The organism is Niastella soli (assembly GCF_017742245.1).
GTDB classification, from domain to species: Bacteria; Bacteroidota; Bacteroidia; order Chitinophagales; family Chitinophagaceae; genus Niastella; species Niastella soli.
In genome coordinates, this window is the sequence record NZ_JAGHKO010000010.1 from 123,965 (window position 1) to 147,954 (window position 23,990).

Annotated in this window: 19 protein-coding genes; 11 read left to right on the forward strand and 8 right to left on the reverse strand. The window is 45.5% G+C overall.

Annotated elements, in window-relative coordinates; genetic code table 11:
- Positions 1 to 132 precede the first annotated feature (132 nt).
- The 7 genes from dnaE (at position 133) to J7I42_RS24860 (ending at position 12,101) form a co-directional block, all read left to right on the forward strand.
- Positions 133 to 3,774: a DNA polymerase III subunit alpha gene (gene dnaE / locus J7I42_RS24830; RefSeq protein WP_209141582.1), complete on the forward strand. Its 3,642-nt coding sequence runs from the start codon at positions 133 to 135 to the stop codon at positions 3,772 to 3,774.
- A 222-nt stretch (positions 3,775 to 3,996) separates the two neighbouring features.
- Positions 3,997 to 4,314, forward strand: a complete 318-nt coding sequence (gene trxA, locus J7I42_RS24835; protein ID WP_209141583.1) for a thioredoxin — start codon at positions 3,997 to 3,999, stop codon at positions 4,312 to 4,314.
- Positions 4,315 to 4,577: 263 nt separating this feature from the next.
- Complete coding sequence (locus J7I42_RS24840) at positions 4,578 to 6,353, forward strand: carboxypeptidase-like regulatory domain-containing protein (RefSeq protein ID WP_209141584.1); 1,776 nt, start codon at positions 4,578 to 4,580, stop codon at positions 6,351 to 6,353.
- Between the two features lie 223 nt (positions 6,354 to 6,576).
- Positions 6,577 to 8,346 (forward strand): carboxypeptidase regulatory-like domain-containing protein, encoded by a 1,770-nt coding sequence (locus tag J7I42_RS24845; RefSeq protein WP_209141585.1) that lies wholly within the window; start codon positions 6,577 to 6,579, stop codon positions 8,344 to 8,346.
- Between the two features lie 208 nt (positions 8,347 to 8,554).
- Positions 8,555 to 10,198, forward strand: a complete 1,644-nt coding sequence (locus tag J7I42_RS24850) for a NupC/NupG family nucleoside CNT transporter (protein ID WP_209141586.1) — start codon at positions 8,555 to 8,557, stop codon at positions 10,196 to 10,198.
- A 90-nt stretch (positions 10,199 to 10,288) separates the two neighbouring features.
- Positions 10,289 to 11,353: a sensor histidine kinase gene (locus J7I42_RS24855; protein ID WP_209141587.1), complete on the forward strand. Its 1,065-nt coding sequence runs from the start codon at positions 10,289 to 10,291 to the stop codon at positions 11,351 to 11,353.
- Entirely contained in the window at positions 11,334 to 12,101 is a 768-nt protein-coding gene (locus J7I42_RS24860) for a LytR/AlgR family response regulator transcription factor (protein ID WP_209141588.1), read from the forward strand. Before J7I42_RS24855 ends, J7I42_RS24860 begins: the two co-directional genes overlap by 20 nt.
- A gap of 852 nt (positions 12,102 to 12,953) precedes the next feature.
- Here J7I42_RS24860 and J7I42_RS24865 read toward each other — a convergent pair.
- Entirely contained in the window at positions 12,954 to 13,175 is a 222-nt protein-coding gene (locus tag J7I42_RS24865; protein WP_209141589.1) for a hypothetical protein, read from the reverse strand.
- A 132-nt stretch (positions 13,176 to 13,307) separates the two neighbouring features.
- On the opposite strand from J7I42_RS24865, the gene mqnE reads away from it, so the two are divergent.
- Positions 13,308 to 14,477 carry an aminofutalosine synthase MqnE gene (mqnE, locus tag J7I42_RS24870; protein ID WP_209141590.1) on the forward strand — a complete coding sequence of 390 codons (1,170 nt, stop codon included), beginning with the start codon at positions 13,308 to 13,310 and terminating at the stop codon, positions 14,475 to 14,477.
- A 386-nt stretch (positions 14,478 to 14,863) separates the two neighbouring features.
- Here the strand turns inward: mqnE and J7I42_RS24875 are convergent, their stop codons facing one another.
- From J7I42_RS24875 to J7I42_RS24890, 4 genes are all read right to left on the reverse strand, one after another.
- Positions 14,864 to 15,742 (reverse strand): class I SAM-dependent methyltransferase, encoded by an 879-nt coding sequence (locus tag J7I42_RS24875; RefSeq protein ID WP_209141591.1) that lies wholly within the window; start codon positions 15,740 to 15,742, stop codon positions 14,864 to 14,866.
- 127 nt (positions 15,743 to 15,869) lie between these two features.
- The gene (locus J7I42_RS24880; RefSeq protein WP_209141592.1) at positions 15,870 to 17,297 is read right to left on the reverse strand and encodes an L-serine ammonia-lyase; all 1,428 of its coding nucleotides are present in this window, start codon (positions 17,295 to 17,297) and stop codon (positions 15,870 to 15,872) included.
- 354 nt (positions 17,298 to 17,651) lie between these two features.
- The gene (locus J7I42_RS24885) at positions 17,652 to 18,140 is read right to left on the reverse strand and encodes an FKBP-type peptidyl-prolyl cis-trans isomerase (protein ID WP_209141593.1); all 489 of its coding nucleotides are present in this window, start codon (positions 18,138 to 18,140) and stop codon (positions 17,652 to 17,654) included.
- Between the two features lie 147 nt (positions 18,141 to 18,287).
- Complete coding sequence (locus J7I42_RS24890; protein ID WP_209141594.1) at positions 18,288 to 18,620, reverse strand: hypothetical protein; 333 nt, start codon at positions 18,618 to 18,620, stop codon at positions 18,288 to 18,290.
- Between the two features lie 115 nt (positions 18,621 to 18,735).
- On the opposite strand from J7I42_RS24890, the gene J7I42_RS24895 reads away from it, so the two are divergent.
- Together J7I42_RS24895 and J7I42_RS24900 are read left to right on the forward strand one after the other, a co-directional pair.
- Complete coding sequence (locus tag J7I42_RS24895; RefSeq protein ID WP_209141595.1) at positions 18,736 to 19,749, forward strand: hypothetical protein; 1,014 nt, start codon at positions 18,736 to 18,738, stop codon at positions 19,747 to 19,749.
- A gap of 7 nt (positions 19,750 to 19,756) precedes the next feature.
- A complete protein-coding gene (locus tag J7I42_RS24900; RefSeq protein WP_209141596.1) occupies positions 19,757 to 20,266 on the forward strand; it encodes a cupin domain-containing protein in 510 nt (169 codons plus the stop codon).
- Positions 20,267 to 20,313: 47 nt separating this feature from the next.
- Here the strand turns inward: J7I42_RS24900 and J7I42_RS24905 are convergent, their stop codons facing one another.
- The gene (locus J7I42_RS24905) at positions 20,314 to 21,579 is read right to left on the reverse strand and encodes a metal-dependent hydrolase family protein (RefSeq protein ID WP_209141597.1); all 1,266 of its coding nucleotides are present in this window, start codon (positions 21,577 to 21,579) and stop codon (positions 20,314 to 20,316) included.
- 236 nt (positions 21,580 to 21,815) lie between these two features.
- On the reverse strand, positions 21,816 to 22,181 hold the full coding sequence (locus J7I42_RS24910) for a hypothetical protein (protein WP_209141598.1): 366 nt from the start codon (positions 22,179 to 22,181) through the stop codon (positions 21,816 to 21,818).
- A gap of 411 nt (positions 22,182 to 22,592) precedes the next feature.
- Between J7I42_RS24910 and J7I42_RS24915 the strand changes: the two genes are divergently transcribed.
- Positions 22,593 to 23,228, forward strand: coding sequence for a DUF6266 family protein (locus tag J7I42_RS24915; RefSeq protein ID WP_209141599.1), 636 nt, complete (start codon positions 22,593 to 22,595; stop codon positions 23,226 to 23,228).
- A 9-nt stretch (positions 23,229 to 23,237) separates the two neighbouring features.
- Here J7I42_RS24915 and J7I42_RS24920 read toward each other — a convergent pair whose 3' ends face one another.
- Complete coding sequence (locus tag J7I42_RS24920; RefSeq protein ID WP_209141600.1) at positions 23,238 to 23,879, reverse strand: hypothetical protein; 642 nt, start codon at positions 23,877 to 23,879, stop codon at positions 23,238 to 23,240.
- Positions 23,880 to 23,990: the final 111 nt, after the last annotated feature.

A 23,990-nucleotide genomic window follows, 5' to 3' on the forward strand; every position in this document is an offset into this window, starting at 1 on the left:
AAAATAACAGGCGAGGCACAGAAATGAGCGTTCTTTCTACATCCTACTTCTTACTTCTGGTATTTTTTACCTGCCTGGCTCAAAAAGTACCACAAAGCAAAACCTTAGAACAAATTAACTTTAAATATATTCATGTGTAAGTTTTCCCATCTCCACGTTCATACACAATTTTCGCTGCTCGACGGACAGGCGTCTATTCAGTCATTGTATAAAAAAGCAGTGAAGGATGGGATGCCCGCCCTTGCCATTACCGACCATGGCAATATGTTTGGCGCCTTTGAATTTGTGGCGGAGGCCTATAAACACAAAAATGAAGATGGCAGCCTGAAGGTAAAACCTATTGTAGGCTGCGAATTTTATGTGGTGGAAGACCGGCACAGAAAGGTCTTCTCCAAAGAAGTAAAAGATGAACGCTATCACCAGGTGCTTCTGGCCAAAAATAAAGTAGGTTACCAGAACCTGGTTAAACTAACCAGCCTTGGTTACATTGAGGGTATGTACTCCAAATACCCCCGTATTGATAAAGGCCTTATTGAAAAATACCGCGAAGGACTGATCGCTACCACCTGCTGTATCGGCGCCTATGTACCGCAAACCATACTGCACGATGGCGAAGAAAAAGCCGAAGAAGAGTTCAAATACTGGCTCGATCTGTTTGGTGAAGACTATTTCATAGAAATACAACGCCATAACCTCAAAGAACAGGAGATCATCAACCAAACCCTGTTGAAATTCTCCAAAAAGTATAATGTGCCTGTTATTGCTACCAACGACAGCCACTATACCGATCAGGACGATTACAACGCCCACGACATCCTGTTATGTATAAACACCGGTGAAAAGAAAAGCACGCCGGGTTTCGACGATTTTGTAAACGACGATACCAACATAAAAGACCGTCGCTTCAAATTTCCCAACGACCAGTTTTACTTTAAAACGCAGGAGGAAATGAAGAAGCTGTTCAGCGATATCCCTGAGTCTATCGATAATACCAATATGATCGTTGACCGGGTTGAAGTGCTGAACCTGAAAAAAGACATTTTGCTGCCTGCCTTCCCATTGCCAAAGGAATTCCAGATAACAGAAGACAGCAACCTGAACCAGTGGGAATTCCTAAAGCACCTTACTTACGAAGGCGCCAGAGAACGCTATGTTGAAATAACACCCGAGATCCAGGAACGACTTGACTTTGAGTTGTTCACCATCAAGACCATGGGTTTTGCCGGTTACTTCCTTATTGTAAGTGATTTCATTAAGGTTGGCCGCGAACGGGGCGTATTCATTGGGCCGGGTCGTGGATCGGCAGCGGGTAGCGCCGTTGCCTATTGCACTGGCATTACCAATATAGATCCCATTAAATACAACCTGCTGTTCGAGCGCTTTTTGAACCCCGACCGTAAATCGATGCCGGATATTGATACGGACTTCGATGATGAAGGCCGGCAAAAAGTGATCGATTATGTAGTGGAAAAATATGGCAAAAGCCAGGTGGCCCAGATCATTACTTATGGTACCATGGCTGCCAAAAGTAGTATCAAGGACGTGGCCCGGGTACTCGATCTGCCGCTGGTTGAATCGAACGCCATGGCGAAGATGGTACCGGAGAAACCAGGTATTGAACTCGGAAGGGTATTACACGCGCCTTTAACTGCTAAAGAGGGTGAGAAATCGCTGGAAGAGAAAGAAGGCATTGGCCCCGATGAAATTGAAATAATAAAAAAATTACGCGAAATATACAATGGGCAGGGCATTACCTCCACCGTACTGCACGAAGCAGAACGCCTGGAAGGCTCTGTACGGAACACCGGGATCCACGCGGCGGGTATCATCATTGCCCCTTGCGATCTGACCGATCTGATCCCTGTGTCCACCGCGAAAGACTCCAGTTTGTGGGTTACCCAGTTTGAAGGTAGTCTTATTGAAGACGCCGGCGTAATCAAGATGGACTTCCTGGGTCTGAAGACCCTTACCATCATCAAGAATGCACTCAGAATGATCAAGGAAAACCATGGGGTTGAATTGGACATCGAAACCATTCCGCTTGATGACCCAAAAACTTTTGAACTGTACCAGAAGGCTGAAACCGTTGGTACGTTCCAGTTTGAAAGTCCCGGGATGCAAAAATACCTGCGCGATCTCAAGGCTGACCAGTTTGCCGACTTGATTGCGATGAACGCCCTGTACCGCCCTGGCCCATTGGCATACATCCCCAACTTTATCGATCGTAAACATGGCCGTGAACCCATCACCTATGACCTTCCCGAAATGGAAGAATACCTGCACGAATCGTACGGTATCACCGTATACCAGGAGCAGGTGATGTTGCTGGCGCAAAAGCTGGCCGGGTTTAGTAAAGGAGATGCCGACGTACTGCGTAAGGCGATGGGTAAAAAGCAAAAATCGGTGCTGGACAAAATGAAGGCCCAGTTCGTAAAAGGCGCTTCCGAAAAAGGTCATCCGGTTGATAAACTGGAGAAGATCTGGACCGACTGGGAAGCGTTTGCCCAATACGCCTTTAACAAATCGCACTCTACCTGTTATGCCTATGTGGCCTATCAAACTGCCTATTTAAAAGCCCACTACCCTTCTGAGTACATGGCGGCCGTGTTGAACAACGCCGGTAACATAGAAAAGATCACCTTCTTTATGGAAGAGTGTAAGCGTATGGGCATTAGTTGTTTTGGGCCTGATGTAAATGAATCGAAAAAAGGGTTCTCTGTAAATAAACAAGGACACATTCGTTTTGGTTTGGGTGGATTGAAAGGTGTGGGTGAAGCTGCGGTGGAAAGCCTGATCGAAGAACGCGAAAAGAATGGCGAGTTCAAGACAATATTCGACATGATCAAACGCGTGAACCAACGTACCGTGAACAAGAAAACACTGGAAAGTCTGGTGTATGCAGGCGGGTTCGATTGCTTTACCGATCTGCACCGTGCGCAGTATTTCTTCATACCACCAAACGATACCAGCACAGGATTGGAAAAGATCGTGCGCTATGGCAACGTATACCAGGCGCAGAACGTAAATACCAGTAATACGCTTTTTGGCGGGCTTACAGAAGTGATGGAGATCCCACCACCCAAGATCCCGCCATGTGATCCGTGGTCGTTAACGGAGTTACTGAACAATGAAAAAGAAGTTACCGGCATGTTCATGAGCGGTCACCCGCTCGATCACTTCCGGTTCGAGATAAAACACTATGGTTTTACTACCCTGGCCGAGTTCAATGAAATAAAGGATACGCTGGCCCTGCAGGCCAATCCGGGCCGCTCCTTCAGGCTGGCTGGTCTGGTAACAGATGCCCAGCACCGGGTTACCCGCACCGGTCGCCAGTTCGGTTCTTTCTGGATTGAAGATTATTCGGGTAAAAGCGAGTTCATGCTGTGGAGCGATGACTACATGCGTTTTCTCAATTACCTCGAAAAGGGTAAAAACCTGTTTATAACCGGTGGCTTCAAACCGCGTTTCAACAAAACCGAGTTTGAATTCAAGATCGAGAAAATGAGTTTGTTGGAGGGCATCAAACAAAACCTGACCAAACAGGTTATTATTGATGTTGAAGCAAGATACGTGAACGAAGAACTCATCAACTTCCTGGAAAAGAACCTGAAAACCTTTCCTGGCAGTTCAAGATTGAAATTCAATGTTAAAGATATTAAAAACCATTGCAAGGTAAGTCTGGCTACGGTAGAAGCAGGGTTTGAAATGAATGACGAAATGACTGCTTTTCTGCAAAGCCGTCCCGATCTGGACATTCAGGTGGTGACTGCATAAAGCACAATGGTTCAGTGAAATCGATGTTTTCCCACTGACAGGGTGAGTAAGGAACCTGACAGACCAGGTAAACAAGTGGTATGGCATAGATTTCGACGAGGTAGGCAGGTTGAAAGTAGAAAGTAGAAAGTAGAAGAGTGGAAAGCAGGTATCAGACTTCAACCAAATTTTGCAAAACGTTTAAGAATTTATTTATAAACTTTACACACTAAATTTATATTTATGGCTTTAGAATTAACAGACACTAACTTCCAGGACAAAGTCCTTGATTCTGATAAATTAACCGTTGTTGATTTTTGGGCAGAATGGTGTGGTCCCTGTCGCGCTATTGGGCCCGTTATTGAAGAATTATCAAAAGAGTACGATGGCAAAGTGAACGTAGGCAAAGTAAACGTTGACCATAACCCACAATTATCTATTAATTACGGGGTTACTTCTATCCCTGCTATCCTGTTCATAAAAGGTGGCAAAGTGGTAGACAAGCTGGTAGGCGCACAACCTAAAAGCAACTTTGTAAAAAAGATAGAACAACATATATAAGTACATTATATTAATGTTTTTAAGAGGCTGTATCAAATGATGCAGCCTTTTTTTTGCGTACCTGAAAAAGGCATGTATCAGCAACATTGTTACCGGATTACATATAGCTCTTTCCCACTTCGAAAGCAAGTGCCCCCTCTTCCATTTTAAGAAAAACATATATAAGCACGTTATATGTAACAGTACACTATACCTGCTATTCCACATGCAGGACATTTCATTTACCTTGCAGCGCCTTTAAACAAGCAACAATCTACTCATCTATGAAAAGGATCCTATCCCTTGGATTTGCAGCCATTATTATGGCCCTCGTCATTATTATCAGTTGTAAGAAATCAGATAACAACCCATCCGATAATTCCAACAACATTGAGCAGGTAACTGCCGGTATTTCAGGCCGGGTACTGGATAATAATAATCAGCCGGTGAACGGTGCGGTAGTAAAGGCTGGAACAGCGGCTGCCACTACTGATATCAATGGCAACTTTAGTATTAGTAATGTAAGCCTTAATAAAAGGGCTGGTTTTGTTAAAGTAGAAAAGGACGGTTTCTTTACAGGAAGCCGTACTATTATGGTAAAGGCAGGCGCCACAAACTACGTTTCCATTCAACTGATCAAAAAAACAGTGTCTGGCACCGTTAGTGGAAGCAACGGTGGTAATATCAATGTACAGGGCGGTGGCAGCGTTGTCTTTACCGGCAACAGTTTTGTAAACACAAGCGGCAACAGCGCCTACACCGGTACTGTTTCCGTAAGTACTTATTTTTTAAACCCTACTTCGGCTAACTTTTCTGAGATCATGCCCGGAACACTGCGGGGCATCACTACCACCAATGAGGAAACCGGTTTACAGTCGTATGGAATGATGGCAGTAGAATTAACCGGCGCCAATGGCGAAAAACTGCAGTTGGCAGCTGGCAAAACAGCCACCCTCACCTTCCCCATTCCCGCCGGTTTACAGGGAGCGGCACCCGCCACCATTCCCTTATGGAGCTTTAACGATACCACAGGTTTGTGGAAAGAAGAAGGGGTGGCCACCAAACAGGGAACCAACTATGTAGGTACCGTAAGCCATTTTACCTGGTGGAATTGTGATTTCCCATATGGGGTAGTTGATTTCAGCGCCGTGATCAAAGACCAGAACGGAAAACCCCTCTTTCCTGCGCGGATCGAATTAAAGACCCTCGTTGATACCATTACCAGGTATAGCAATGAATATACCGATGCTACAGGTTTGGTAAGCGGGGTAATACCAAAAGGTAAATCCCTGGAGTTAAAAATATATAACCAATGTAACACGGTAGTGTATAGCCAAAGCATTGGACCTTTCAATGCTGCGACCGACCTGGGTACCATTACGGTGAACGTGAGCGGCACATCGCAGGTTACGGTTTCCGGAACGGTAACCAACTGCAATGACAATGCAGTTACCAATGGCTTTGTAGATATTTCCATTGAAAGCCTGCACAACCGGGCCGCGGTTACAAATGGCAGCTTCAGCATGACCATCACCCGTTGTTCGGGAGCACCTGCCACTGCAGTTATAACAGCGTACGATCTCGATGCTAACCAAATCGGCAGCGCCACCAATGTGGCAATAAACTCGGCCACCGTAAATGCGGGTAAATTAAGCGCCTGTGGCAATTCGGTGACACAATTTGTGACCTATACTATAAATGGTACCGATGTCAGTTATATATCACCCGCAGATTCGCTGAAAGCGGTGACCTGGCTAGGCAACAATTATTCGGAAATAACTGCCATGCACAAGCCCCATAACGGTAATCTGATAAACTTAAGAACAAGAACTGCTATTACCGCTACCGGCTCCTATACCGTTTATTATGCTTACATCAATGAAAACCCAAAACAGTATATCAATTCGTCATCACTTACATTGAACGTAACCGAATTCGGCCCTGCGAATACCGGATACATCAGCGGTAATCTCTCAGCGGACCTGAAAGACAGCACCACCAAAGCATCCGTACCAACCAATGTTTCATTCAGAATAAAAAGACCGACCGCGGGTCAATAAAACAGGGTTTGTAACTGGAACTTTTGTTCCAAAATGCATATATAAATACGTTATATAATAATTTATAAGCGTCCCCGAAGGGCATCGGGGCGCTTTTTTTATGTCCTTGTCCCTTAAACAATTACACCCACCGGCAAGTATTTTTCCCTTACCGGCACTTTCACATCTACGTAAGATTATATATCTTCACCACGCCCTTAATCATAAATAACAAATTTCAGCCATGAAATCAACTCTTTCGCTTGCACTGGCGGCGTTAGTCGCAACCCTGCTCATAACCTTTAGTTGTCAAAAGTCAAGTCACGGCGAACCAGACCCCAACGATCCCAATAATCCCAACACACCTGCGATTGAGTATGTTACAGCCGGCGTTTCAGGACGGGTAGTTGACGATCAAAATCAACCCGTAAATGCCGCTGTAGTAAAAGTGGGAACAGCCACTGCAACCACCGACATAGATGGCAATTTTACTATTAACAACGTACGCCTCAATAAAAATGCAGGACTTGTTAAAGTAGAGAAAGACGGTTTCTTCCTCGGCAGCCGCACCATAGTGGTAAATACAGGCGTATTAAATAACGTAACCATACAACTGATCACAAAAAAAGTGGCCGGTACTGTTAATAACAGTGGTGGCAATGTAACCGTACCTAGCGGCGGCACCATTGCTTTTACCGGTAACAGTTTTACCAATACTGGCAATAACAGCGCTTATACAGGTACCGTTTCAGTAAGCGCCTTTTTTATAAACCCTGAAGCCAGTAATTTCAAAGACATCATGCCCGGCGCATTAAGGGGAGTCCGCACAACAAACGAAGAAACCGGTTTGCAGTCTTTTGGGATGATGGCCGTTGAATTAAACGGTGCGGGTGGTGAAAAACTACAACTGGCGGCTGGCAAAACAGCCACCCTCACCTTCCCAATTCCTGCCGGGTTATTGTCACAGGCGCCCCCTACCATCCCCTTATGGAGTTTTAACGATTCTTCGGGGTTATGGAAAGAAGAAGGCACTGCCACCAAACAAGGCAATAACTATGTAGGTACGGTAAGCCACTTTTCTTTCTGGAACTGTGATTTCCCGTTTGGTGTGGTTGACTTTAAAGCCATTATTAAAGACCAGAATGGAAAACCATTCTATCCGGGCCAGGTAACGCTGCGGGTGAAATCCGACTCATTGACCTCCTATGGTTATGGCAATACTGATTCTACCGGTTGGGTGGGCGGAAAGGTCCCTCTTAATAAAACCCTGGTGATGTATGTATACAACAAATGCAATATTCCGTTGTATACAAAAGAAATCGGCCCCTTTACGGCAAATGTTGATCTGGGCATTGTTACGGTGAATAATTCCGGTTCAACGGCTGTTAACCTTTCAGGCAATGCAATCAATTGTAATGCAACCCCTGTTTCAAATGGTTTTGTTGACGTATTCATCGACAATATGCACTACCGGGCTACTACCAAATCCGACGGGACTTTCGCTATTAACTTTACCCGTTGCATCGGCACCCCTACTACCGCTGTGCTAACCGCTTATGACCTCAGCAACAATCAAAGTGGCACGCCAACCAATGTATCGGTAACATCAGGCAATGTGAATGCGGGGCTGTTAACAGCATGTGGCACCTCCATAGCGGAGTTTGCCAACTACACCATGAACGGTGTATCGTACAATTTTTCCAACCCGGCCGACTCCGTAACGCTGAGCAAAGCAGTTAATAGTTATACATTATATGCCACCCGAATAGGAAATAGCAAAGATCTATCTATTATAAACTTCGCCGCTACGGGCACCGGCTCCGCCACACTCATTGATGTTGCCGTAAAAGCAAGCAATAAATACTGGTATTTAACAAATTTCGCCACAGTAAACATAACCGAATTTGGCCCCGTAGGCACCGGGTTTGTGGCCGGCAACTTCAGTACCAAAATGACAGACAGCATCAGCACCACACAAATTACTTATACATTCAGGGCAAGAAGGTATCAATAACTATTTTACCTACCTGCTGTAAGCGTCCCGACAAGTCGGGACGCTTTTTTTTTAGGGGTAACCGGTTCTGCAACTTATTTATTGTCAATAAAAATTAATCATTATATTGCCTCAGCTACCCTGCTAAAACTGGCCATGGTTCGCGTATATTCTGACAAGCGGAATACACACGAACCATAAACATTTTACCAATACACTTATAAAAGTTATGACCCCAGTACTTGAAAACATTTCCCGTGGTGCCTTAGGTATGTTCTTTTTGATCTTTGTGTGTTATTTGCTTAGCACCAACCGGCGGGCTATCAACTGGAAATTAGTAGGCATTGGCATTTTTGCCCAGGTAATGTTTGCCATGGGGGTATTACACACAACCATTTTAGGCCAGCCGGTTTTTTGGTTAGCCTTTGGGGTTATTCTTCTTTATACTGTCTTCAAAAAATACAAAGAGCTTCAACGCAAAGAAAAACCGCTTACGTATAGTGGGGGCAGTGTTGCCATAGTATTGATCTGGCAGTTGTTCTTTGTTGTGGGCTTATTACTGGCGCCCCGGCTCTTTGGCCAATGGTCTGGCCTTTCCATATTCCTCAGCTCTGTACTGGTACTGGCGCTTATTTTCCGAGTAGGAAAAACGCATGCCGAACTGATGAAATGGTCCATCCTGCTTTCCTGTATTTTTATAACAGTGGGGGTCTATACCAAAATATGCCCGCCTGATATCTTTAAGATCATTCTGCAATCAGTATCAGACGTATTTGTAGCATTGATCAATGTAAGCCATAAAGGGACTGAATTTATGTTTGGTAACCTGGCCGATCCCAGCAAAGGCTGGGCGTATGTGTTCGCTATCCAGGTATTACCTAATATTGTTTTCTTTGCCGCCCTGTCCTCTATCCTGTATTACCTGGGTGTTCTGCAGATAGTGGTGTATGTATTTGCATACCTGCTCAATAAGTTGAAAATATCCGGGGCCGAAAGCCTGTCTACAGCTGCCAATATTTTCCTGGGACAAACAGAGGCGCCTTTAATGATCCGCCCCTACCTGGATAAAATGACCCGGTCTGAAATACTTTGTATCATGATCGGCGGCATGGCCAATACTGCTGGCAGCGTGCTGGCAGCCTATGTGGGATTTTTGGGCGGTACAGATGTTAACCAGCAACACTTTTATGCCCTGCACATGCTTAGCCAAAGCATCATGAGCGCTCCGGCAGCCATCGTAATTTCAAAAGTATTATTTCCGCAAACAGATGACCACCTCATCTCAAAAGACCTGACTGTTCCTAAAGAAAAGCTGGGAGATAATTTCCTCGATGCCCTATCGCTGGGTACTACCGATGGGTTGAAGCTGGCAGTGAACGTGGGCGCCATGCTCATTGTATTTACTGCCATGATGTGGGTGGTAAATGAACTGATGGGCTGGCTGGGTGGTGTAACCCATCTGAATCCATTGATAGCCTCTTCTACCGGCGGAGCTTATAAAGAACTGTCGTTACAAATGGTGCTCGGTTATATTTTTGCCCCTGTAGCCTGGCTGATAGGGGTAAATAAAGTAGATATGGTGTCAATTGGCCAGTTGTTGGGTGAAAAAACCATCCTGAATGAATTTGTTGCCTATATCTCATTAGGCGATATGAAAGCCCGGAATGTTATTCAGGACCCCAAATCACTCCTGATAGCCACCTATGCCCTTTGTGGATTTGCCAACTTTGCTTCCATTGGTATACAAATAGGCGGTATCAGCCAGCTGGCGCCCAATCAGCGTCGCAACCTCACCGAGCTCGGTGTGAAGGCCCTCATAGGCGGCACCATTGCCTGTTTAATGTGCGGAACTATAGCCGGGGCACTTATGTGAGTTATCAGTTGTCAGTGTCCACTTAACGGACAACTAGTCCATTTAACCTACGATCCATCAGCAAGGTGTTGCAAATAGCTACATTTGCAGATGCGAGTGCGGCCAGTGTTGTTCCATATAAAACCGGGCATCATCATCTCCCTTTCCATCGGGTGTTTTTTTGTGCTGCGTTTTCTGATCCCGTTGCAAAGCAGGGTTGCAGATGAGCGACTGGTTCAGTGGACCGAAGGTGACCTGGGCGAATTCCTCTTTACGTTTGCGGTGATCTCCTTCTTTTCCTTTATCTGCTGGCTTATACATCAATACATAAGACAAACCCATTTTCGCATAAAAGCCTTCCAATATGAATGGGTAAAAGGCGTTTCCGGGGTGTTGCTGTGCATGCTGATCTCCTATAGCATTGGCCGACTGCAATTATACATTTACAACGCCCATGGTGCTATACCGCCCCTGCGGCGATTTTTCTTTTTGGGCATCCGCGGGTTATCTATTGGCGGGTTTCAGTATTTCATGGTTTTTTACACCGCCGCCATAAAAAGAGTAGCGCATTCAAAAATAGAAATAGAACAGTTAAAGAAAGAAAACCTGCAGACCAGATTGAACTTGCTGAAACAACAGATCAGTCCCCACTTTTTGTTTAACTCCCTAAGCACATTAAAGACCATTGCCACCGATCAAAACACCCGGCAGTACATCATGCAGCTTTCAAATGTGTACCGCTATTTATTGAACTACAATGACAACAACGTGGCTTCGTTGCAAGACGAGCTGGCGTTCACCAATTCTTATTTATACATTCTGAAAGAACGGTTCGAAGATGCACTTCAGGTGCATATTCTGGTAGCCGAAGAGTTGTTATCATTGTACATACCGCCTTTGTCACTGCAGATCCTGATAGAGAATGCCATCAAACACAATGTCATTGCACCGGGCCAGCCGTTGCATATTTATATTTATACCGATGGAAACCACACCCTAACGGTTGAAAATAATATTCAGCCCAAACTGTCGATGGAAAAACACACCGGCAAAGGCTTAAAAAATATAAACGACCGTTTAAGGTTATTATCCGGTAAACAGTTAGACATCACCAACACCGGCACAAAATTCATTGTAAAACTGCCATTACTGCAATATGAACGTATTGATCATTGAGGATGAAATAAAGACCGCCCGTGAGTTGAGATCATTAGTTTCAGCAATGCGGGATGATATCACAGTGCTTGATATTCTGTCAACCGTTAAAGACAGTATCCAATGGTTCGAATCCCAACCCGCTCCGGACCTGATCCTGGCCGATATTCAACTGGCCGATGGGTTAGCATTCGAAATTTTTAAAACCACACGCATACTTACCCCTGTCATCTTTTGCACGGCATACGATGAATATGCCATCCTTGCTTTTGAAGCCAACGGCATCGATTACCTGTTAAAACCCATCGATGAGAACCGGTTAAAACAGGCGCTGGATAAATATGATAACCTGAAGGACGTACTAAGTGTTGAAAAAACAGGTTACGAAAAGAAGCTGGAAAATCTGTTGAGCCAGTTTTCCAACAATTACAAAAACACCCTGCTCATTCATTTCCAGGAAAAGATCATTCCGGTTAAAACTGCCGACATCGCCTTTATATATTATAGCAATGGTGTAACCAGTATTCTCACCCATAGCAACCAGAAATACGCGATGCCCTCCACGCTCGACGAACTGGAAGCAGTATTGCAACCCGATCTGTTTTTCCGGGCCAACCGCCAGTTCATTATTAACCGCCAGGCTATTGTGAATATCGAGCAGTATTTCTCCCGCCGTCTGGTAGTTCGCCTGGCCATTCCCACGCCTGAAAATATCGTTATCAGTAAAGTACGATCGGCTGAATTATTACAATGGCTTGAAAAAGCCTGAGTTAAGCAACCCTCAAATTTCCGCCTGTTTTTCTAAGTTGTTTCAACCCGCTATTTGTCCGCTTCATTGGCTTTGCCCCCTCCCACCCCTCCCATTTGGCGCAACTTTGCGGTATGAAATTCATGTTTCAATTAACGCTTACCTCAAGGCCTCTATCGATTGCAAATAAGCGCCATTGGTCTGCAAACAATCATTGAGGAAGTTGTGCCGTACCAACAATACCGTACGCTTTGATGCTCACATTATCTATTACCCTATAAGCCCGGTGAAGTTATTTCCTTTGAAAACTCAGCCTTAAAAGGCCAAAAACTACAAGCACGGTACTCTTTGGAAAACACTGCTCTATTACCAATATCTGAAAGATCAACAACAAATGAATGCGACCTATGGAATACGACTGACTGCATTCAGTATTTCAGGCAGGGGTGATCTCTACACCCTTGCCAGTACTGGAGCCGTCGCCGATACCCTCCACCTTTCCAGTGGTGACATTATAAAACGTTTGCCAGCCAGTGCCGACTTGTCGGGATCTGACTTCCCCCATTGCCTATTGCCTGCTGTCCATTGCCTTTGTCGCTTTCATGTCTGCCGTTTGCCGTCTGCCGTCTGCCATTGCCGTCTGCCGCGCAGAGGTGTATTCCCCATTGCCTATTGCCCGCTGTCCATTGCCTTTGTCGCTTTCATGTCTGCCGTTTGCCGTTTGCCGTTTGCCGTTTGCCGTATGCCGCGCAGAGGTGTATTCCCCATTGCCTATTGCCCGCTGTCCATTGCCTTTGTCGCTTTCATGTCTGCCGTCTGCCGTTTGCCGTTTGCCGTCTGCCGTCTGCCGCGCAGGGGTGTATTCCCCATTGCCTATTGCCCGCTGTCCATTGCCTTTGTCGCTTTCATGTCTGCCGTCTGCCGTTTGCCGTTTGCCGTTTGCCGTCTGCCGTCTGCCGTATGCCGCGCAGAGGTGTATTCCCCATTGCCTATTGCCCGCTGTCCATTGCCTTTGTCGCTTTCATGTCTGCCGTCTGCCGTTTGCCGTTTGCCGTTTGCCGTCTGCCGTCTGCCGCGCAGAGGTGTATTCCCCATTGCCTATTGCCCGCTGTCCATTGCCTTTGTCGCTTTCATGTCTGCCGTCTGCCGTTTGCCGTCTGCCTTTTTCCCTTAACTTTACCCCCGATTTAGTGTTATACAACGAAAGGAAGCGAAAATCCAGATCAAATGAGTACTAACATTCAGCAGGTTATAGCAGCAGAACAAAATCCGGCCCTCCGCACAATTGGAGAAAAGATCGTAAACAAACAACGTATTACCCCCGAAGACGGATTATTATTATTTGAGCAGGCCAGCCTGCCCTATGTAGGCGCCCTGGCCAATTTTGTGCGGGAACGGCTGCATGGAGATACCACCTATTTCAATCGTAATTTTCATATTGAGCCCACGAACGTATGTGTGTTCGCCTGTTCCTTTTGTTCCTATTCCCGCTTGTATGCCCACCGGGAAGAAGGATGGGAACTGACTACCGACGAAATGCTGAACATTGTAAAAGGGTATGATGGCAAACCGGTAACCGAGGTGCACATCGTAGGCGGTGTTCATCCCAAACTGAATATGGAGTTTTTTGCCGATCTGTTACGCAAAATAAAAGCACACCGGCCCGAACTGCACATCAAAGGTTTTACGCCCGTGGAGCTGGATTATATGTTCCGCAAGGCCAAAATGACGGCCGACGAAGGCATGAAATACCTGCACGAAGCAGGTCTTGATTCTTTACCCGGTGGCGGCGCCGAGATCTTCCATCCGGAAGTAAGGGAAAAGATCTGCGCCGATAAAGTGAATGCAGAAGGCTGGCTGGCCATTCATGAAGCCGCACACAAACTGGGCATGCACAGCAATGCCACTATGTTGTACGGCCATATTGAAGAATTCCGTCACCGCATCGATCATATGGAACGCCTGCGCCAGCTGCAGGATAAAACCGGTGGCTTTAATACGTTCATTCCCCTTAAATTCCGCAATAAACAAAACGACATGAGCAATGTGCCCGAGTCAAGCGTGATTGAGGATATGCGTATGTACGCCATTGCCCGTTTGTATATGGATAACTTCCCGCATCTGAAAGCCTACTGGCCAATGCTGGGACGCCATAATGCGCAATTGACGTTATCATTCGGCGTGAATGATATTGATGGAACAATCGACGATTCTACTAAAATATATTCCATGGCTGGTTCTGAAGAACAAAACCCGGCTATGAGCACTGCACAACTGGTTACCCTTATTAAACAGGCAAAAAGAAAACCGGTTGAAAGGGATACGTTGTATAAGGTGTTACATGATTATAGTGAGATGGAGGTTGATAAGATTGACGTTGATCCTTCGATGAATTAATAACGTTAACAGGTTTTTATATAACTGGCCCTTCGCAAGCTTGCGGAGGGCTTTTTCGTGAATAGGCAATAGGAAAAGGCAGACGGCAAACGGCAGACGGCAGACGGCAGACGGCAAACGGCAAACGGCAAACGGCAGACGGCAGACGGCAGACGGCGGCAATGCCAGTGGTCAGTTGTCAGTGGTGAGTAGGTTCCTTGTTCGCCTTCGGCTCAGCCCGGTTAATTCCAATCTACTTCCAATTTCTACCTCATACTTCCTACCTCATACTTCCTACCTCGTACTTCCTACTTCATACTTCCTACTTCATACTTCCTACTTCTGACCTCTTTACCAATTCTTCCCTTACCCCTCCAACCGGCAAACTGATCAACCTGTAACCCCTATCAACCTTCCTTCCTGGTCAACCGGTCAACCGTTAACCTCCACGTCTCTCTTGTAGTGAACCAGCTTTTAACTATTTCCGCCGGAATATTCCTATGTTCAATGAACCGCAAGGCGCTTAACTGATCATAAGCCACCACTTCTTTGGCAGCAATAGTAAACCCATAGTCAATAAAAAAAGCTTCCGCGGCTTCATAACTGTCGAATTTCTTTTCTTCAACCTGATGCATAGCCAGAAATTCAGCTGCTGCCGGGTTAATATGAGCATGTTCACGATCGCCTTTCTTCAAATAAATATCACCCGTGATCCAACAACCGCCACGTTTTGTTAGTGCTGCATGAATATTCGCGCATAGCTGGCGCTTCTCTGTCTCGTCCAGGTACATCAGCAATCCTTCATTTACAATAGCAATGGGCCCGGGTGGAAACTGATCAATAACCGCATTGAATGCGGCGGTATCCAGCGCATTCAAGGGCATCAACCGATAGGTGCCTTTTGTTTCAAGTTGGTGTTGTTCTTTTAATTTATCAACCACCTGTTGTTTGATAGTTATAGGATCGGGCAGATCGGTATCAAAGTAAGTTATATCATCCTGTATGCACAGCTGCAAACCCCGGAAAGAAAACCCGGAAGCGATCTCCAATACGTTCCTGGTCTCAAGTGGTAGTAACAGGGAATCAATAGTGCGGTACCTGTTCTCAAAATGCAATAACCAGATAAAACTTTCTTTTGAAAGCTTTTCCCTTATCTTCCTTTTGAGTTGATCTGCATCCCATAATAAAGCCGCCGCTTCAGTAGCAAAAGGAATGGTAGTGATCGCCTTTGTTAGCAGCAATCCCCTTGCAGATGGACTGATTGTATTATAATCGAGAGCTCTCATTATGAGTTGTGAGTTGTGAGTTGTGAGTGGACTCACGACAGTTGAGATCAATAACTATCTTGCGGCGCTCAAAATCCATTGCCCATTGCCCATTGCCCATTGCTCATTGCTCATTGCCCATTGCCCACTAACATTCCGGCAAACTCAACGGTATATGAACAGCCAATCCCCCTTCCGCGGTTTCTTTATACTTATGGCTCATATCAATGGCCGTATCCCACATTGTCTTAATAACGGTATCAAGCGATACTTTGGCAAAATCAGGGGTGCTTTGCAACGCCAGTTGTGAAGCCGTAATGGCCTTTATAGCACCCATCGTATTTCTTTCAATACAGGGGATCTGTACCAGTCCGCCAATGGGATCGCAGGTAAGACCCAGGTGATGTTCCATGGCTATTTCACTCGCCATCATGGTTTGCCGCTGGCTGCCACCCATTACTTCAGTTAACCCAGCCGCCGCCATGGCAGACGACACGCCTATTTCAGCCTGACAGCCACCCATAGCTGCAGAAATTGTAGCGCCTTTTTTAAAGATACTGCCTATTTCAGAAGCAGTTAACATAAACTGGATGATCTTATCGTCGTTATAACCATCGCAGAACACTACCAAATAATGCAGCACAGCAGGTATTACCCCGGCAGCACCATTAGTGGGTGCAGTAACTACCCGGCCAAACGAAGCGTTCTCTTCATTAATGGACAGGGCAAAACAACTTACCCAGTCAAGAATGTATTTGAAATCATTACCACCGGCCCGAATAGCCTGGATCCAGCTATCGTAATCCGTATAGGTACGGTCTTTTAAAAGCTTTTTATTGAGGTCAGCGGCCCTCCGTTTTACCTGCAAGCCGCCAGGCAAAATACCCTGGCTATGGCAACCACGGTACATACATTCCTTCATTACCTGCCAGATCTTCAATATACCTTTGCGCGTTTCCTCATCATTACGCCAGCTGTTCTCATTTTCCATTACCACTTCGCTGATGCTTAAACCAGTTTTACGGCACCAGTGTAACAGATCGTCGGCCGTATCGATAGGAAAAGGCAATTGCACCGCATTGGCGGTGGCAAGTGTTTCATTTTCCTGCTGAACGAATCCGCCGCCTACCGAATAATAGGTAGCAGCCAGTTGTTCCCCATTTTGCAGGGTGATCATAAACGTTAAAGCATTGGGATGGTAAGGCAACGATTCGGTGTATAGGAATTCCACACCAGTGGCCGGATCAAAATCAATGGCATGTTTTCCGTGAAGCAACAGTTTTTTTGTAGTTCGAATATGTCGCACTTTCTCATCGATGGCCTCCACATCGCAGGTTACCGGGTCTTCGCCACTCAAACCCAATAATACAGCTATATCTGTACCATGGCCTTTGCCGGTTTTGGCCAGTGAACCATACAATAATACCTGTAAGGATACTACGGAAAGAAGTTGTTGTTTTTGTTCGAGGGATTGTAAAAAAAGTTGGGCTGCACGCCAGGGGCCAAGGGTATGGGAACTGGACGGACCTACACCGATCTTAAATATATCAAATACGGAAATGGATTCGTGTGGCAAAGGGATTACATTTTGGGCAAATGTAAGGCAAAAGTTTACAGTTGTTAGTTTTTTGACATAAGAGTATGGTATTCAATACTCAACTAGCTATCTCCAACAGTTAGCTTTTGATTATGGGGAGCCGTTCCGGGTTACAAATTACAGGGGCACTGTACCCTGTTTTAGGTTGTTTGATCTGGGTTTTTAAGTTCCTGTTGTAAGTTATTATGTTATTGGGTTCGTAGGTTATTGGGTTCGTAGGTTATTGAGTGGTTATGGGCTGTTGTAAACCGAGATCCTCGTTTCAGCCATGAGGGCCGGCTGCCAGGTTCGCGACTGTTTGCCTTCTGCCGTTTGCCGTCTGCCGTCTGCTCCCTAATAAAACGAATTCAATGTAATATCAAAAATGAGAATAGAGTTAGCCGGTATGATCACTTTCCCGCTATTATCTTTTATATCATTGCTGCCATAAGCAAGTGTAGGCGGAATATACAGCTTCATATGACCGCCTTTTTTTATATATGGGAGGCCTTTTCTCATTCCTTCAATAGAAGAACCAAGGGTAAACGCAGTGGTGGACTGATCAAAAACATTGCCATTGGAGAGTTGGCCGGTATATGTCAATTCAACCTGGGTACAAAGACCGGCCACACCATTGCCATCGCCAACCTTTAAGATCTCATAATAAAAACCACTGGAGTCTTTAAGCGCCGTTTGTATGTTATTGGAAGTAAGGTAATCCTTTACCGCCTGCTGTTCGTTGACGGGCGCCACAATATTTTGATCGCTATAGCCGCAACCAGACTCTTTTTTACAAGAATAAAAAAGCACAAAGCACAATAAACCCCAAACAAGATTTCTCATCAGAAATTGATTTGTTTTGTTAACCCTGGTACAAGACAATGATTTAAAGATGATTGCTGCTTGTTTTTGGTTGCAGGTTACAGTTGAAAGTTCAACGAACTGGGTTCATAGTTCAGAATTGCCGCGTGGGGACCCATTGCCTATTGCCTATTGCCCAATGCCTTCTTCTTCCTTTTCCCTCGCCTTTAGTTCCAAATAATGCTGCTCCCGCTGCTCCCATTGATGTCGTTTATAAAACACGGCCACAAACACCGCAATACATATTACAGCAATCATTAGTATGACCGGACTGCTTTGGCTATTTGCCACCATATTAGCGCGTGTATACCAGAATTTACCTGAAAATAATAAAATTAATACGGGAACCGCAAACAATAACCCGATGGGAAGTCCCAGCAACAGCTGTTTATTGATCTTCTTTTCGCGTAAGCGATTCGCCTCCCAGTACTCCAAAAACCGCTTTTCCTGTTCAGTAAGCATGCATAATAAATTAATCCACAAACGAATAATACGTCCCACAAAAATAATACCTTCACCCGACCTGTTTGTAGCACAGGCAAAATATGATTAACTTACATAAAAAATCCTTAATCTCTTGAAAATTTCCGTTTTAGTGGCACAATATTTTTACCAGCACAGGGTATTAAACTTACCAGGTATAGGAAGCTTTTACCTGAGTGATGTGGTAGACGTGCAAACAATTGCGGATAAGAATTCGCGCGACCTTATTGAACACATTCATTTTGCACAGAAAGCCATTACCCGTCCTGATGAGCAACTCATTGAGTTCATACGCAAACACACAGGTAAAATAAGGCCGCTGGCAGAATCGGACCTGGAAACGTTTGTAGCAGATGGCAAGCTGATGCTCAACATAGGCAAGCCATTTCACATTGAAGGCATTGGTACTTTACATAAGAATAAAGAAGGCGTTTATGAGTTTACCCCAGGCCAGCCTGTTGTACAACGCCTGGAAGCACCAACACCACTCACGCCTCTTGACCAGCAGGACCCCGAAAGACCGCTTAAAAGAAAATCGGTTTTCGATGAAGACCCGCATGAAAGACGCAATTCATCTATCAGGCGTTTGGCTATAGGCATTGGACTGGTTGTAGGAATAGGCATTATTCTTTGGGGTGGTTACAGCCTGTTTTCTTCCAAAGTAAAAACAGAACCCGATTCGAACAATGCCGCTGCTACCAATGAGCCCGATTCACTACAAACATCTTCCTACCTGCATAATATCAACGATCCGCAAAAAGCGCCGAATGACGTTGCAAAGAAAGACAGCAATATAACCGGGACGAATACTGGCGACACCGCTCAGCAAGCGGCTGTTGCGCCACCACATCCCACACCGGCAGCACCGGTTGTCACCGGCGCTTCCAGGACCTTTAAATATGTACTGCAAACAACCAAATTCCGGAAGACTGCCGAAGACATGTACGCCAATTTAAAGCCCAAAGTGGAATTGGAAACCGTTGATTCCACTCATTTCAGAATTGTTATGTCTTTGCCTGGTACCCCGGCCGATACGGCCCGGATCAGAGATTCTTTACACTTCTGGTACTGGGGTGCCCGCCGCGACAGAGTGGTTACTATAGAATAATATAAACATGAACAAACGAACAGCTGAGTACTGGATCAATAAACTGCAACTGGCCAGCCATATTGAAGGGGGCGCTTTTAGGGAAATATACCGCTCGCCGATTTTGGCACCTTTGCCGGCCCTCCCCACAGGCTTTCCTTCCGACCGTTCCTTCTGTACCAGCATTTACTTTTTATTGCAACAGCATCAGTTCTCGGCTTTTCACAAAATAAAAAGCGATGAAGTGTGGCATTTCTATTATGGAGATGCCCTCATCGTTTATGAAATAGATCAACAAGGACAACTGATAGAACACCGTCTTGGCTGCGATCCTGAAAACAATGAAAGCTTTCAATGCGTAATAGCCGCCGGTAACTGGTTTGCCGCCCGTCTGGCGCCCGGCAGCGAATATGCCCTGGTGGGTTGTACCGTAAGTCCCGGGTTCGACTTTGAAGATTTTGAACTGGCCAATCAACAGGAGTTGATCGCTACCTACCCTGCCCATAAAGCCTTAATACAAGCGCTTACGATCAATTGATCTCTTTCAGGAGCGTCCACCCCTTTGATTTAAACATGTAAGCCGCTTTAATAAATTACACCCGCTTTCATCACCAACTTTACTTTTCGCAGCAGTGAAATATTACTGGTGGGGTCGCCTTCCACTACCAAAAGATCAGCTGGTAACCCTGTTTTAATTCTTCCGGCTTTATTACTTAGATTGAATACATCGGCATTTACAGACGTAGCCGAACGCAACACATCGATTGGCTTCATACCATAGGCCACCATCAATTCCATTTCGCGGGCATTATCACCGTGCGGGAATACGCCCACATCGCCGCCCATACAAATGGTAACGCCGGCGGCTAATGCGGCCGCAAAACTTTTACGTTTGATTTGAACCCGCTCCGGTTCTTCTCCGCTTCCCCTCACCCAGCCCTTATATTGCGATATAGCGTCTCCAGCAGCTACAGTAGGACATAAGGCAATGCCTTTTTCCTTCATCAGTTTAAATAGCTCAGAGGTACCCTGGTCGCCATGTTCAATGGTGTTTACCCCGGCCAGAATGGCCAACCGCATGGCTTCAGCCGAAGCCGCATGTACTACTACCTGGCGGCCGCTGCTGCGGGTAATTTCCACCGCCAGCGTCAATTCGGCCAGGGTAAAAGTAGGCCTGGCTTCCTCGTTAGGCCCCCAACGGTAATCGGCGTACAATTTTATAACATCGGCTCCTTTGCTGATCTGGGTGCGGATCTCTTTTTCCAGTTCTGCCGCATTCCCCACTTCGGCCGCTCCTTTGGGATAGTCCACATCGGCAGAAGCTGATTTTGGCCCATAACTACCGGCAGCAACAATGGCACGGGTAGCTACCAGCATATGTGGACCAGGAACTACGCCTTTTTCAATGGCTGTTTTCAAGCCGGTATCATCATACCCGGCTCCTTCGGTCCCCAGGTCGCGAACGGTAGTAAAACCAGCCAGTAAGGTGGCCCGGGCATGGGTAACAGCACGGGCGGTACGCTCGGCGCGGGATTCTTTCAGCACCTGATCATCCCAGGAAGTTTCGTTATAAGGGTGCAAGAATAAATGGCTGTGCCCTTCAATCAATCCTGGTAACAGGGTACAATTTTTTAACTTAATTACCCGGGCAATGGCGGGCGCTTTGAGCTGAGGGCCGGTCGATTCAATAACCCCGTTTTTTACCAGCACCTGCCAGCCTTCGTGCAGCTGTTCCCCATCGAATACCCTGTCCGGTTGTAGTAAGTAAAGGGTATCCTGTGCGTGTACGCGATTGGTAACCAGCATGGTTATAGACAACAGCAGGGAGGCGATAATAAAGCGGGTGCGCATAGCTAAGGTCTGTTATAATGGCAATTTCACATCTCTGGGGTTATTAAAACAATGAACTTATTAACATTCGTACGTTCCAGACAACTAATTAAAACATTCCGGCGTCTTACCAATACTGCCGAGCTCCCTTTTTAACCCGTTTTAGATCCGTGATGAGTAATCTTTGAGACCACAAAAGACTCAAACTATTACTCCCAGGCAAGGGAGGTCCGCCAGTGGCGGATCCCCTTTATTTTTTACAGATGTTCCATATAAAGAATAAGCACTGTCTCTGTGGTGCCATTAGTAATAGGAACATTTGCCGTATTGAAATGGACGACGTAACTAAGATTGTAAGCCTGATTAACAAGATCGTTGTCGAAGTAAATATATCCATTCGAAAAATGCCAGACGATCCCCTGCCTAACAGGGTACGGTATTGAAAAAGGAGTATTGATCTGGACCGGAATGATCCGCTTCACTCCATTTGATTGAATAAATGCTTGTAATTCGTTTGCAGTCAGTTCCGCCTGGGTAGGACTAGCCTTTTCTTTTTTGCATGAAGTAAAACTTACTACGGAAAGGCAAAGGAACAAAGTTGAAAAAAGGACCATTCTTTTCATAGATCGAAGTTTGTTACAAACCTCGTGAAAGTTGACTATCAGGCATCTTTACCTCAGCTGTTTTAACAATCTTCTATCGTAATTTAATGCCTGTTTAATTACTTATTTAGGGTATTTGTTTGGGTTATTAGTTATACCCGTCAGCTGTTGGATACAGTTATGTTCACTTGCGCTGCGCCCTCTTCAACGTTCAAACTTCAGTACCTGCCATACAGAAGCCACAATCTTCTGGACATCACAGGGACCTAACAAGAACCTAACAAGGACCTCACAAGGACCTCACAGGGACCTCACAAGGAGTTTGTCCCTACCAGGTCCCTGTTACGTTCCTGTTATAACCTTAATAGTTACGTGCTTTTTTGGAAACATTCAAAAAATTCAGTATATTACATGTAATCAAAAACCTTATCCATGGCTAGACTTAAACACGGTATAAATGGTCCGTTTGCAGGTAAAGTTGGCACCGTTATCGGTGCAACCTGGAAAGGAATACCATATATGCGCTCATTACCACGCAAAAGAACGTCACTACCTTCGGCCGGAGAGTTGGCAACCCGAAAAAAATGGGCCATCTCCCAGCATTGGCTGAAGCCTGTAACAGACTTTGTTAGAATTGGCTTTAAAGGCTATAGTGCTAAATCGGAGGGATTTGTTGCCGCCAAGTCGTATTTGCTTAAAAATGCTTTAGAAGGGGAAGGAGAAAACCTGTTTATTAATCCGGCCAAAATGAAGTTGAGCTGGGGTGATCTGTCATTGCCCAACAATTTACAAATGACCAGGTTAGCAGGAAAATTGCTCCAGTTTACCTGGGACCCAAAATTTTCAGACGATATTTCTCATGGCGGAGACCAGATCATGATGCTGGCCTATAATGTTGAAAAAGAAAAAGTAAAAGAAAAGCTGTATGGCCAAATAAGACAACATGGGTCTGATATATTGAACATCGATACCAGCAAAACCGGTACGTTCCATATATACGTAGCCTTTGTTGCGCATGATCGAAGCCGCCAGTCGGAAAGTGTATACATGGGCACCGTTGAAATATAATGTCTCCCTTTAGGGATTGGGCGTTGCCAATAACTCATTATATTTCTTCACTACCAGCGCATAATCTTCGGGGGTATGCATTTTCAGTTGCTGCGCTGTTATAAACGCGGCAATCGGTTCCTTTTTATCACCGAACTTTGCAGGCAGTTCGTTTCTTTCGTCGGGTAAAAGCGTCATGGTGCCGTTTTGCAGCAGGTAATAATAATCTGCCTCTTCCATGCGGCGGTTTACGCGGCCGTTTGAAACGATCTGCTTTTCTTCTATGATATTGCGGGCAGGCAGCCTGAGTAAAGTGGCTTTACCCTGTACCTGAATCTGGAAGTAAGTGTTTTCGGAAGTTTTCTCGGTAGCAGGAAATCCGCGGCGAAAAATGAGGGAGTCTTTCTTTTTGGGGTACATTACAAATTCCTGTACTTTGCTTTCTGCGGCAAAGGCACTGCCATTGAACTCTAAGATCAGGACGTTCTTCAGGCAATCGAATTTCAGTTTAAACTGGGTCACTGTTCTTCCGCTGGTAAACCGCACTACCCCATCGCACCATTCTTTGAATAAATAAGGATTTCCGGTAATAGAATTAAGATCGTCTTCTTTAGTGGCTTGACCAAGGGCGCACTGGCACAGCAACAGCAAACACCAGGCAATGTGCTTCATGATGGCAAATTTGATTGGGTATAAGGTACGAAGAATTTTCGAGTCGTGAAACGTGAAACGGAAAACGTGAAACATGAAAAGATTTCAGAAATTCGGGCCTCGCTTCTGAAT